9 protein-coding genes are annotated in these 12762 nt (G+C 58.1%); 1 reads left to right on the top strand and 8 read right to left on the bottom strand.

The window, feature by feature from the left end; genetic code table 11:
* Positions 1 to 37: 37 nt before the first annotated feature.
* The gene (locus ABD704_RS06990) at positions 38 to 1162 is read left to right on the top strand and encodes a glycosyltransferase family 4 protein (RefSeq protein WP_344698956.1); all 1125 of its coding nucleotides are present in this window, start codon (positions 38 to 40) and stop codon (positions 1160 to 1162) included.
* Here the strand turns inward: ABD704_RS06990 and ABD704_RS06985 are convergent.
* From ABD704_RS06985 to ABD704_RS06950, 8 genes are all read right to left on the bottom strand, one after another.
* Complete coding sequence (locus tag ABD704_RS06985; RefSeq protein WP_344698955.1) at positions 1123 to 2448, bottom strand: capsule biosynthesis protein; 1326 nt, start codon at positions 2446 to 2448, stop codon at positions 1123 to 1125. The two genes, ABD704_RS06990 and ABD704_RS06985, sit on opposite strands and share 40 nt — an antisense overlap.
* Positions 2445 to 4115 carry a capsular polysaccharide export protein, LipB/KpsS family gene (locus ABD704_RS06980; RefSeq protein ID WP_344698954.1) on the bottom strand — a complete coding sequence of 557 codons (1671 nt, stop codon included), beginning with the start codon at positions 4113 to 4115 and terminating at the stop codon, positions 2445 to 2447. The genes ABD704_RS06985 and ABD704_RS06980 overlap by 4 nt, the downstream gene beginning before the upstream one ends.
* 114 nt (positions 4116 to 4229) lie before the next feature.
* Positions 4230 to 5336: a glycosyltransferase family 4 protein gene (locus tag ABD704_RS06975; protein ID WP_344698953.1), complete on the bottom strand. Its 1107-nt coding sequence runs from the start codon at positions 5334 to 5336 to the stop codon at positions 4230 to 4232.
* A gap of 4 nt (positions 5337 to 5340) precedes the next feature.
* Positions 5341 to 6240 (bottom strand): GDP-mannose 4,6-dehydratase, encoded by a 900-nt coding sequence (locus ABD704_RS06970; RefSeq protein ID WP_344698952.1) that lies wholly within the window; start codon positions 6238 to 6240, stop codon positions 5341 to 5343.
* Positions 6241 to 6262: 22 nt separating this feature from the next.
* A complete protein-coding gene (gmd, locus tag ABD704_RS06965) occupies positions 6263 to 7297 on the bottom strand; it encodes a GDP-mannose 4,6-dehydratase (RefSeq protein ID WP_344698951.1) in 1035 nt (344 codons plus the stop codon).
* A 131-nt stretch (positions 7298 to 7428) separates the two neighbouring features.
* Positions 7429 to 8307 (bottom strand): class I SAM-dependent methyltransferase, encoded by an 879-nt coding sequence (locus ABD704_RS06960; protein ID WP_344698950.1) that lies wholly within the window; start codon positions 8305 to 8307, stop codon positions 7429 to 7431.
* Positions 8304 to 9449 (bottom strand): class I SAM-dependent methyltransferase, encoded by a 1146-nt coding sequence (locus tag ABD704_RS06955; RefSeq protein ID WP_344698949.1) that lies wholly within the window; start codon positions 9447 to 9449, stop codon positions 8304 to 8306. Before ABD704_RS06955 ends, ABD704_RS06960 begins: the two co-directional genes overlap by 4 nt.
* A 21-nt stretch (positions 9450 to 9470) precedes the next feature.
* Complete coding sequence (locus tag ABD704_RS06950; protein ID WP_344698948.1) at positions 9471 to 12761, bottom strand: glycosyltransferase; 3291 nt, start codon at positions 12759 to 12761, stop codon at positions 9471 to 9473.
* Between the last annotated feature and the right edge of the window lies 1 nt (position 12762).

Here is a 12762-nt window from a genome sequence, read left to right as displayed (position 1 = left end):
CATCGACGACGCGCCTTTCCTGCTTGATGTCACCCGATTGATCTGGCGCCGCTGGGTCGGCCGGCAACCTACGGGTATTGATCGTGTGTGCCTGGCTTATCTCGAGCACTTCGCGCCCAATGCCCAGGCCGTGGTCCAGCACCGACGCATCAGGCGCATTCTCGATCGATCGGCATCCACGCGATTGTTCGACCTCCTCGCTCAACCTCCGGCGAGATTTCGTCGAGCCTTAATCGGCGGCGCCATCGGTCGCAGCTTTGGAGGCCGCTGTGTTGGGGGCGGCCGGCTTTACCTCAACATTGGTCACACCGGACTCGATCAGCCCGGCTTCAGGCGATGGTTAGACACAACGGACGTGCGGCCGGTCTATTTCGTGCATGACCTGATTCCGATCTCTCACCCGGAGTATTGTCGTGCAGGCGAGCAGGCAAGACATCGGCTCCGCATGCTCACTGTTCTGGACACGGCCGTCGGTGTAGTCGGCAACAGCGCTGCCACGCTCGCTGAGCTTCGCCTCTTCGGGCATGAAGAAGCGCGTACGTATCCACCCGCGATCGCAGCGTTACTGGGAGGTGAAGCGCTTCCAGCCGTTCCTTACAACGCGAACAGGAGTGACTACGATGCTCCGTCCTTCGTCGTGCTCGGGACGATCGAAGCGCGGAAGAACCATTGGATGTTATTGCAGCTTTGGAGCCGGCTGGTTGAGAAATTTGGTGAAGGCGCTCCGCAGCTCATCATAATCGGGCAACGCGGATGGGAATGCGACCAGGTGTTTGACGTTCTGGATCAACCTGGCCGCATTCGAGGAAAAGTCGCGGAACTAGGCCGCTGCTCGGACCAAGATCTTGCGATTCAACTAGCGAAAGCGCGTGCCGTGCTCTTCCCGAGCCTCGCCGAGGGCTACGGACTACCTTTAGCCGAATCGCTCCGGGCCGGCGTTCCGGTGATCGCCAGCGACTTACCCGTATTCCGGGAAATTGCCGGAGAAATTCCAGAGTATCTTGATCCGTCCGACATCCAGGCTTGGGAAGACGCTATCATCGACTATTCGGATAAAAAGCATAGTCGGCGCGTTGCTCATCTGGCGCGCCTAAAGGACTTCAACGCACCGACTTGGCAAAGTCACTTCGCCGCCATTGACGCCTGGATGGCAACGCTCTGAACCAGAGGTTGCGAGCAGAGTCTCTCAGCCAATCCCTCTACGAGGGTAGCAACCGCAGATTCGCTTGCGAGACCACCGCGGACGAGGCAACGGTCCACCAGAACCCGACGAAAGTCCTTGTATAGTCCGGGTTCGGGTGGGGTTGGCCTCAACCAGAATGTATCGAGATGCCCCTGGTGGGTAAGTCCGGGCATATCGTAAATGGCCTCGCCAATCGTGCAGACCGGTGTGTCCTTGGCCAGCGCCAGCGTCGCGGAAGTGCTATTTACGCAAACCAGCCCCCGCGCGCATGCGACCATGTCATCCAAGTCGCCACCGTCGACGAAATGAAGTCGCTGTGTAAGTCCAAGCCGTTCTGCATGAGCTTGAACGAACTTATCCCAGCGGAAGAAGCTGCAATCGAGCGGATGCGCTTTGAGCAGAAGATGCACGTCCTCCGGCGCATGCGCTGCAAAGCTCTCGATCACAAAGCTCGCGGCACCTTGCATGTCCGGAAAAGGTGAGTGCGCGCGGATTTGGAAATCACCGGAGAGTTGCAGCGGAAGAACAAATAGCGACTTGCTCTTCAGCGCGCGCATCACAGCTTGTGCACGTTCCCGCTTCTTCTTCTCGCACGCGAACTTCCAGAGCCATCCCAACCCCTCAATGATTATTGGGGAACTGCGATGCGGCCGATAATGAGGGAAGCGGAGCAGCCCTGTGACGATGGCATGATAATGCCAGTAGGAGTCTCGCGCGCGCCTGCGAAAGCTAGCCGTCACAGGTGCGAGGTTTGGCTCAACAGATAGTCGGCGGGCCTCTTCTCGGAACCACGTCTTGTCCCTGCTCAACGTCGAACGCGCGTTTACGCCTTCCGGCTCGAGCGTCATCCAATGAGGCCGAAGATAGCCTTCCTCGAGCACGTGCGTCCGAACATGCCGCATGCCCGCAACCCCGTGCGCGGACACGTGATAAGGGCGGCAATCACCGAAAAGCACGATATCGGTGATGCGATGCTCCCGGAGGAACTTGTCGAAAAAAACCGGCCATTGCGAAAAGCGTCCGCAAAAGTTTGCCGTCGGATCCCGCCAGTCGCGGAGATCACCCCCGTTCAAGTTGATCCGATAAACCGGATAGCCCTGTTGAGAGATCCGCGCGCCAAGTTTCCTGAATAATGGACCGGGCGGACCCTGGAGAAACAGAAAAGCGCGGTGGGGAACCGGGGCGCCAATGCGGCGTGGAGGGACGAGGGCCTTCAGATGAATCGGATCGCCAGCAGGCACAAGTGCATGCACTGGGCTATTCATTGGACCACACTCCTTAGGCGACGCATCAATCGGCCTTGAAGCTTACGTATCAAGACGATGAGACTTGGATTCCCGGTTGTTCCGCTACTCAGCCGGTCGACCACGATTTCTGCTGGGCATGGGAGGCCCGTGACTGGGTCAAGGTAGCGCGGATAAATGAGCAGCGTGGCTGCGACGAGCTCGTCGATCGATCGACGCGCGGTACGCCTGTCCGGCACGGGACCAAGGTCTTGGGTCAGTCCCCACCCGGCATAGAACGGCACGCCGTAGGTCGTCACAGTCTTGCCGCGAAGCAACGCCTCAAACCCCGCGAGAGACGTGTTCACGTGAACCTCGTCGACCATGTCGATCAGCGAAACGATTGATAAATCCGCGACGATCTCGTCCGCATGCTGCAGGCAGAGCTGAGAAACTAACGCCCCGCGCCGATGGCCCGCCAGCACGTCAGGGTGAGGTTTGTAGACAATGTAGGCATCTGGCGCCTGCGCACGCACGCGAGCCAACAACTCTAGGTTTGATGTGAGTCCACAGCCGCCCGTTTTGACCGCGCGATCATCCTCAACTTGCCCGGGAACAAGGATGTGCTTCCGTGAGCCAGCACGCCGATCAATTTCAGCCCCGTCGCCGCGATGGTACTTGCCGAGCTTTGCCTCCACGATGGCTCGTCGCAGTCGCCGAGCCCGTTCGATCGTCGTTGCGTCGAATTGTTCGGTTTCCAAAAGAAGCTCAAGCTCGCTCGGCTGCGCTGGATCGAAATGCCCGCCGAGCGCATCGACCGTGATAGACAAAGGCGGCACACAGTCGGCGCCGAGCCCATCGGACCGGAGGAAGCCATCCTCGACTTCTATCAAGGGTACGGCCGCGCGAGAGATTTCGGCCAGCTGATCGGCTGGTGCCTTAGTGCGCCAGATAGCCAGCGATGCTGCGGTGCCGACCTCCTGCAAATCGGTAAGGAATGCAAAATCGCCCGCCCCACCCCACAGCAGTGGCGCAATGTGAGCGCGCTTCCAGAAAGCGAATCCCAAACCACCCGCAATCGTCCGATTCTTGTCGATCAGCCGTCGCCAAAATCCCGATAGCTCCACTGCTTGCCGGGTAGTCATCAGTTCCCCGGTGAACGGGTTCTCGTAGGACCCAGCCAAAACGCCAAGGAGCAGTGTCGAGGGATCGCCTTCGAAAGTTACTAAGCCACCCGAGGCTGCATTCAGAAGCTGAATGGGAACACCGAGGAGCGCCGCAATAACCACGACGTCATCCACCTGGTCTGTTACGAAAACCGTCGCACCGGCGAGCATGTGCCAGGGATCACATTGCCCTACGACATTCCGTGTTTGAGCTTGTCCAGTTGGCTCATCAGTCCACAAAACGATTGGCAGGCCATCAGCCGAAACGGCCAGGTCCGGCAGCCGTCGAACGAGGACATATTGCGGCGGCAAGGTCGGTCGTGCCGCCCAATAACTTCCTCCAACCCGCAGCTCGCGGACCAGCCCGACTAATTCGTCGTCTTGAGCAACCTGCTCGCCGACCGATAAAAATGCCCTGACCTTGGCGTGCGGGAAGGGCGGGACGCTCAGAAAGGAGCCGACGACGGCAGCTTCCGGCTGCGCCTGAGATCTCGGCGTTGCGACAAGCCGTGAGCGGTTCGTCACTTCCGAATTCCGCTTCACTATCAATGTGGTATCGACGGCTCGCCCGTCCACAGACACCCCCAATCGAGCCCGCCGATCTCTATAGAAGGAGACCTCACAGTCAAGGTTTCCCGAGATATTCAGAGCTGCTGATTAGGCTAGAGGTGTTAACGCCTTACGATAAACGGCGACTGTGTCCGCGACGCAACTTTCCCACGAATACTTTTTCGCTGTTTCAAAGCCGCGGGCCCTCAAATGGGCACGCAGTTGCTCGTCGGTGAGGCATTCCTCAAGAATTAGCGTGAACGAGGCACGGTCATCGGGATCCACGTAGCGAGCGGCATCTCCGCAGACCTCTGGAAGGCAGGAACGGTTTGACACCACCACAGGCGTGCCGCTGGCCATCGCTTCGACGGGTGGGAGGCCGAAGCCTTCATATATGGAGGGATAAACGAACAGCCGCGCTCCGGCGTAGAGTTGTTGTAGTGTCACGTCATCGACGAAGCCCAAATGCCTGAGCCAGCCTTCGGACGCCGCTTCGGCAATCCTCTGGTGAAGATCTTCGTTCCTCCACCCTATCGAACCTGCGAGCACTAGTGGGTGTCGCGTGCGCAATGGGTGCGGCAATCGGCCCCAGGCGTCGATAAGCTCCTTGATCTTTTTCCGCGGCTCGAAAGCCGCCACGCTTAACCCATAAGCGCCCGGGGTAAGGGCGAGGCGGTTCATCGCGGCCTCCATGGCGGCCTTATCTCGGCCGTAAAAGCTTCGGTCGACTCCCAAAGGCACTGCAGTCACGACCCGTGCGGGGAGAGAAAACATATCGCAGAGTTCCCGCCGTACGGTTTCAGTATCGGTGATCACTGCGACTGCCCGCGAAAGCGACGAAGTGAACAGCCGCTCAAAAGTTTCGACCCGCTCTCGGGGGTGAGCGGCCGGGAAGTTGAAGACAGATAGATCATGGACAGTGATCACGCCTGTCTCTGCCATTTCTGGGAGAAAGTAATTCGGCGCGTGCACCACCGTCGACCGAAGCGTCCGTCTCACCCTGCCCCATTGCGTCCAACGCTTCAGACGTATGTCGTGCGGGAGCCGACGGATCTCGAGGAGCATGCGAGGGTCATCCAGGAAGATGCCCCCACGATAGGCGAGGAGTTCTGAGACGCCTGGCTGGCGTTGCAGCCCCTGCCACAGGTGCCAGGTGTAGCGACCGATTCCGGTCAGCTGCGGCTGAAGCGCATCGACGCACAGTGTGACGCGCATGACCTCAGGCTTCGAGCATCCATCGAAGGGTTTCTTCCATGGGTATCGGCTGGATGGGCCCAATTACCTCCTCGAGTGCAGACTTCGAACCGCGGAGGACCCGCACCTCGTTCGAACGCACGAGTGCCGGGTTGACCCGTACTTCCATGCTGTGTCCCGACAGGCTCCTCACCAGTTCAAGAATCTCCTGAAGCGTGATGGACTCCCCCGAACACACGTTGAGCGTCTTGCCGGGCGCCGTGGGCGCATCAAGAAGTCGAGAATAAACATCAGCAACCATGCGGACATCCGAGAAATCTCGACCGACGTCGAGATTGCCAAGCTCCACCCACGCGGCGCGCTCCCGCGAGTGATTGATGAGCTTTGGTATCAGAAACTGAGAGGACTGGCCCTTCCCTGTATAGTTGAAAGGCCGGACAATCGTCAGCGGCAGTCGATCGCGGTACAAGGATGTAACAAATTCCATCGCCACCTTGCTCGCGGCGTAGTCGTTGACCGGAGCGAAAGGCGTCGTCTCCCGGAGTTCGCCCTCTAGCGAATTTCCGTACACATTCGCACTGCTTGCCAGGAGCACCGACCGGGGTGGCTTTTTGAGCCCTGCGAGGGCCTCGAGCAGTTGGCGGGTGCCAACGACATTTGACCGATAGATCTGCTCAACGTCCGAATGGCCGACGAACGCGATGCCCGCGAGATGAACCACATGATCCGGGTTCACCGCAGCCACAACTTCGGCGATTGCAGCACCGTCCGCCAGGTCCGCCTCAAAGAGGCGAACCGTGCCTTCGATCGCCTGACCGTCATCGACGTGAACGACGCCGTGAACCTCGTGCCCCTGCTCCGCCAACAATCTTGCGACGTAGCGGCCGGTAAATCCCCCGGCGCCCGTGAGAAGGGTCCGCCTCATGCGCGTGGCCTGCAATCAATGATCAGAACGAAACGCCATTTTCACTGCGGCGCAGATCGGCTTCGACCATCATCTGGCACAATTCCTCCAAGCTCGTTCGCGGACTCCAGCCAAGCTTCTCCTGCGCTTTAGCGGCATCGCCAATCAGCAAATCCACCTCCGCGGGACGGTAAAAACGCGGGTCGACTTGCATAACCGTCCTTCCGGAAGCGACGTCGACTGCAGTCTCCAGCTCCGCGTGGCCCGAGAACTCGACCTCGATTCCAGCCGCCTTGAAGGCCATTCGCACGAAATCGCGAACAGTCTCCGTCCGGCCGGTCGCAAGTACGAACGTGTCGGGTTCGTCAGCTTGCAGTATCATCCACATGCCTTCGACATATTCTTTCGCGAAACCCCAGTCGCGTTTTGCATCGAGGTTCCCAAGCGACAAACGGTCGAGCTTGCCGAGTTTGATCCTGGCAACAGCGTCCGTGATTTTCCTAGTGACGAACTCGACTCCCCGTAGCGGGCTCTCGTGATTGAATAGGATCCCGCTGCTCGCGAAGATTCCGTAGCTCTCGCGGTAATTGACGGTCATCCAGTGCGCAAACAGCTTCGCCGCTCCGTATGGACTTCTCGGATAGAATGGTGTCGACTCCGACTGCGGAACTGCCTGCACCTTCCCGAACATCTCCGAGGTGCTCGCCTGGTAGAACCGGATCTTGGGGTCGATGATCCTAATAGCCTCGAGCAGGTTTACCGGACCCACGCCGGTGATATCTGCCGTTGTGATCGGTTGCTCGAAAGACACGCCGACATAGCTTTGAGCGGCGAGATTATAGATTTCCGTCGCACCTGATCGCTGCAGCAACCGAATTGAGGCAGACAAGTCGGTGACGTCATGCTCCACCAGAACGAGGTTCGGGTGACCTGCAACGCCCAGCTCTTCCATCCGCCAGAAGTTGACCGAACTGGTCCGACGATAGGTGCCATAGACCTGGTAGCCCGTTGAGAGAAGCAGGTCGGCGAGATACGCGCCATCCTGACCCGTGATTCCTGTAACTACTGCAGTCTTCATGTGTCCCCTAACCAACATTACACGCTTTTGGGCGGCGGACCGGTCTCGGCTACTGCTCCGCTTACCTGCTCTCAGGGAGGAGAAACAGCCAACGCGCTGCTGTTTCCCGCTGCAAAGTCAAAGGCGATGAGTCACGCGATGCGGGTCGCCACCGCCATCTCTCCATATGCTCCGATTTCGTTAATCGAAGACCATTGCAGATCGAAGCCGAGCCCCTCGAGCAAGTCGATGATGTACGACTTCCTGAAGCCCAATTCCATCCAGCCGAAGTTGCGGATTGCCCATACGGCGTGACCGTCGAGCCGAAGCCCCCACGGAAATGGGAACCAATCATCGTAAAACGGCTCCGCAGCAAAAAGAATCTTGCCACCAAACTTGAGTGAGCCACGAAGCTTGTGGAGCAGCTCCACATGATTGATGCAATGATGGAAGCACTCGAAGAAGACGAATGCATCTATGCTTTCATCAGCGAACTGCGCTTCTGCGAAAGAACCGTGGAAGCTTCCGATTGGCGACGCGCCAGGAAGCGCCAACTGTCCGAGAAGGTCGAGGAACCGCCGCTCGATGTCCACGGCTGTCACGTCATACCCGAAATTCGACAGCATCCGCGTGAGGTGGCCGTATCCGACCCCAAACTCGACAACTGTTGCGCCTGGCGGCAAATCGAGGTGCCGGAAGATGTTCGCAATGGCCAAGAAGTAATTTCCTACTTCAGCCGCATTACCAGAAGTGAATGGGTAGCTCGCTCGGACATTGGGAGCGTCGGGCACATAGTTGTTCTGCTCGCAATCCTCAGGCGTGTAGGAGGCACGTCCCGAAACGATCCTCCAAAGTTCGCTTTGGTAGCCAAGATATTCGTCCGACTTTGGATCAGCTGTAATTCCAGGATCGTATTGGAACACGTACGAATTCACAAACTCGTGCCAATCCGCGTGACTGGTTTTGATAATCTGATCCGACTGCTCGACGAACTGGGTGATTGCCTCTTCGCTGACAGGTACGTGCTTCATGCTTCGCAGTTCTCAGCATCGGAGGGGCCGCGGGCGAACACAACGCGGTACAGAATGATCTGATCGTCGTTGCTTCGTGGGTCTCGGTCACCGGTCGGCTCGATCAAGAGGACGCCGCCTTTCAGGCCTTCCAAGACCACGCGAAAGCAACCTCCAGCGTGAGAGTAGAGGTTGGCGATTTCCTCATCGTCGCCATAGCGAACGCGCGCATGGCCGCTCCACGGATGACCCCACAGGATGACGTTCGCACGAGTCATGCCATCCGGAACGTCAACCCAATATGCGCTCCCCGGCCGAAGCATTCCGCCTTGAGCATTGCCAAGCAGATTCAGCGGCTCTGCGGCATTTCCACTGACCCGCGCCTCGGACCAGTCCACGACCGCAATCGACGACGGTTCCAATTTGAGGGAGCCTGACTTCCGAACGACGCCGATCAGGCTCGTGGCGTCTTGCGGTTTGTTACGGCAGGTCACCGCCCAAGACTCGCCGACATCTTGCGGAACAAGCTTGTCCAGCGCCGGGATAATGGACTGATTGAACCCGAGATATTCCACTGGTTCGAAAAAGCGCTCGAGATAGTCTCGGAACTCCTCGAAGTTCATGAGTGCGACGTGCTCGAAGCCAACACACCAGCGAATCTTAAGTTGACGATAGGTCCAAGGGTCGCCGTTGGGCGTCGTAAAGATGGCCAGCCCACCCGGTTTGAGGACTCGATAGACTTCCGCGAGAAAGGCGCTGCTATCTTCTACATGCTCGATGCACTCGCCGCAGAAGAAGACGTCCACGAAGTCGTCCGGCAACTGCATCGAGTAACCGAGCGATACATAGTAGTCTACGGTCTTACCTGTGAGCGCCGGATCATTCGCTGAAACCTCAGCGCTTTTGGCGAGCGCGGCTTCTGCGATGTCAAACCCTATCGCGTGGCGACATTCTTTCAAGCGCGGGTAAATACAGCCAAACCCCCAAGACCCGACGCCATAGTCTACGACCACGGCATCCGAGAGCTCTGGCAACTTGATCGCGTCGAGCAGTTCCATCCGACGATTGTGTGCGATTAGATCAAGGCCACTCAGCGGCTCATAGAGCTCACCATCATTCTCCGAGAACATCTCGTCGTAATGAGCTTTCAGATTATTGGACATAATATACGCCTTTTCAGGACCTTACGCTTTGAGGGTCGTGGCTGCGGCAAAAGCCCGGCGGTGGACCAGACGTTGGTAAACACTGACCGTATGAACGGCGCTGTTCCTTGCACTCAGATCATTCACCCGCCTCCGAGCGCCGTCCGAGAGGCTGCCACGGAGATCTTCGTCAGCGAGGATACGGCCAACGGCCTTGGCGAGAGCAGCTGAGTCCTCTGGTTCGACCAAAATGCCCGATACGCCATCCTGTACAACCTCGGGAATCGCGCCCGCTCTCGTCGCCACGACCGGGCAACCGTGTACAAAAGCCTCAAGCGGAACCAGACCGAAAGACTCGTAGCGCGACGGAAATAATACGCACTGAGCGTGGGCGAGCAGCTTCTCGCGCGTGCCATCCGAAACCTCGCCAAGAAAAATGATCCTTGCCTGCAGCTGACGCGGCAACGCCTCGCGGAACCTCGATTCCCAATCGTCTGGATCGCGGCCGCCGAAGACCAGGATGGCTTTTGGATTATCAGCGAGTATCTCCGGGGCGGCCTCAAGGATCATATCGATCCCCTTTCGGCGCTCCAGACGGCCGATGAATAAGACGATTTGAGCGCTTTTCAGTTGTGCTGATCCGAGCAACTCTAGCTCCGGAAAGTCGTCATATCCGGCGTTGACGTCGAAGAATGGCCAAGGTGCGATCCCGCAATGGCCCGTCGACCATCTTGCGTCCTGGTTCACGCCATGGGTCTTCATGACGGTCGCGGCGATGGTCCGGCTAATCGGGATCACGGCGTCGGCGCGCTGGACGAGCGTGCGCTCCCCTTCCATGAAGTAGTCCTGTTGTACGGGCGACGGGTTCCAGCCATTGATCGACGCCGACACAGAAAAGGGCGTAACCAACCGAACGACGAGCGGCGGCCTGTCCTCTAGAAGGCTGAACGCAAGGGTCTCGGCATCCCACAACGCGCTGTCAACGATGTCGATCGGCCGCTCGCGATGAATCGCAGAGAGCTTCGCTAGTGCACTCAACGACCAATCGACGTTGCCGCTAAAGCCATTGTCATTGACTGGCAGCGAGAAGGTTCTTTGAGTGGTGAAATAGATGGACAGGCGCCCTTGCCGATGAAGCCGATCCTCCCCACCAGGCACGATGGCCGACACGTGATGGCCCATCAGGAGAAGTTCGCTCGCCAGATGATAATAGAGGGTGCCAACGCCACCCGAGCCAGTGAAAGGGGGCAGTTCTTTTGAAACGATGCAGATATGAAGGGGAGCACAATCGCGTAACACGGCAGGGCGATCGCGCCTCGTGGCATAGCAAAGAAAATCGCTCGGCCGCTCCTTAATCGCTCGGGTCCGAGGCCAATGCGCGGCATCGTTCAAGCCCTTCTTCATGCCGTCCCAAATGGCCTGGACGTGGCGATCTCGATCGGCGGCAGACAGCTCGCCATCGCGAAGAGCCTTGTCGAGCGGAGCAACGCGCTCAACCTCGAAGCGCTTCGTAAGGAAGTCTTCGAGCTTCTTGCCCTTTAGACCTCCATTCGTCGCCACAAAGTATGCCGAGTTCTTGCAGATCGTAAACCAGTTGTAATTGAACTTGCCGGATCGGTTGTGGCTCTTTGCAAATTCGTGCCGAACAATCACTTCGGGAGCGTAGCCGATCAGCCATCCTGACTTTTGCAGGCGCAGGCACAGTTCGGACTCATCCAGAAAGTAATCGTATTGTTCGTCGAAGCCATCGACCTGAACCAGCGCCTCTCGCGCGAATGTGGCGTTTGTACCGGTGTTGTACCGATACCAGCCGTTTCGCCCGATCTCCCTGCTGTCGATGCTAACCTTTACCTGACAATCGTTGCTTATCCCATTGTCTTCTGCCTGAAACCACAAACTGCCTGCGTAATAGGCCGGCCCACCAAGGCCAGCGGTTGTCAGAGTGCGGCCGTTGTATTCCTGCAAAACACGGTCGACCCAATCATCGAAGGGAAGCGCATCGTCATCAATAAAAGCAACAATGTCGCCGGCTGCTGCATCGATTCCCAAGTTCCGTGACTTCGATAGATTGCGCTCCGGGTTCTTCACCACCTTGATGCATCCGCGGTGGCGCGCCAGCACCTCCGCGGTGCCATCATCCGAGGGCCCGTCAACCACGATGACTTCAAAGTTGTCATTCGACTGATAGGTCAGGTAATCGAGGCAGCGCTCAAGATAATCCTTCCTGTTGTACGTGCAGATGACCACGGACACAGAGGTGAAACTGTCTTTCGCCGGAACGACGGGTTGCAGGGCGTCGAAAAGCCGCCGTGAGATCATACTCCTCGAGTACTTCCGAGCATTTTCTTGCTGCGATTTCAACAGATCGGCGCGTTTTGCTCGGTCCCTACTCAGCTCGATAAGCGCCTTCTCCAACTTCTTGAGATCTGGATAAGCGCCAACGCCGCCCATCGTCTCGCCCACGGCCGCCCGGTCGAGCGCCAAGGTGGGAAGCCCGGCAAGCGGCGCCTCGATGAGAGGAACTCCAAAGCCTTCATGCTCGCTCAACGAGACGTAGAAATCCGAGCCCGCGAGGATCCGATCGCGCTCCTCATCGGTAATCTTGCCCAAGATGTGGATGCAATCGCCACAGTCCGTCTGCGAAACAGCCACCTTCAGACGCTCGACATAGCCCTCATTCGGATCCGATCCGCCAACCAACGTCAGCGTCTTCGCCAATTGAGGGTTGCGCTTCCTGACGCGGGCGAACAGCTCAACCAGGTCAATCTGCCCCTTGTTGGGCGCGATGCGCCCGACGAACGCCCAGTGCCCGACTGTATCCTCATCGTGCTGAAGCGCAGTCATCTCCTCGACAACGATCGGCAGCACGGCCGACCGGGCGGCAGGGGCGCCCAGCTTCAGCAGATCGTTGAGGTTGAACCGGCTTACCCCCCACACGAATTGAAAGGACGGCAGGATAGCCTTGAGTTGCGTCAGCCCATTCCGGCAGAAATCGCGAGCTTGTGCATTGTCAGCAAAGAAGCCCTCAGGCGTGATGTTGTGATACAGCAGAACCTTCGTGCAATATTGTTCGCCAAGCCATTGCTCGAGACCGTCGTTGTAGCCGTAATAATGAACAATGAGGACATCGCGCTCGGTGAGTTCGAGGCGTTCCCGCTTGACGATAAGATGATCACGGTCAGGATGCGCGAAGCGCGCACCGATCAACGTTTGGAAGCCCTGCTCCTTCAGGAGGCCATCTAACGCGATGACTTGGTTCGAGACTGCATCGAAACGGTCGAGCGCGTCCGTAAGCTGAACAATTTTGCCTTGGAAATCGGTCGAGAAGTACATT

Origin of the sequence: Sphingomonas limnosediminicola (assembly GCF_039537965.1) — a bacterium.
GTDB lineage: Bacteria > Pseudomonadota > Alphaproteobacteria > Sphingomonadales > Sphingomonadaceae > Sphingomicrobium > Sphingomicrobium limnosediminicola.
The sequence above is the reverse complement of the archived record's forward strand: the minus strand, read 5'-3'. Positions and strand labels throughout refer to the sequence as shown.

Bases quoted from the DNA above. Each gene is read 5' to 3' on its own strand.
- ABD704_RS06960 (WP_344698950.1), bottom strand. From the start codon at position 8,307: ATGAAGCACGTACCTGTCAGCGAAGAGGCAATCACCCAGTTCGTCGAG.
- ABD704_RS06955 (WP_344698949.1), bottom strand. From the start codon at position 9,449: ATGTCCAATAATCTGAAAGCTCATTACGACGAGATGTTCTCGGAGAAT.
- ABD704_RS06970 (WP_344698952.1), bottom strand. From the start codon at position 6,240: ATGAGGCGGACCCTTCTCACGGGCGCCGGGGGATTTACCGGCCGCTAC.
- ABD704_RS06975 (WP_344698953.1), bottom strand. From the start codon at position 5,336: ATGCGCGTCACACTGTGCGTCGATGCGCTTCAGCCGCAGCTGACCGGA.
- ABD704_RS06950 (WP_344698948.1), bottom strand. From the start codon at position 12,761: ATGTACTTCTCGACCGATTTCCAAGGCAAAATTGTTCAGCTTACGGAC.
- ABD704_RS06985 (WP_344698955.1), bottom strand. From the start codon at position 2,448: ATGAATAGCCCAGTGCATGCACTTGTGCCTGCTGGCGATCCGATTCAT.
- gmd (WP_344698951.1), bottom strand. From the start codon at position 7,297: ATGAAGACTGCAGTAGTTACAGGAATCACGGGTCAGGATGGCGCGTAT.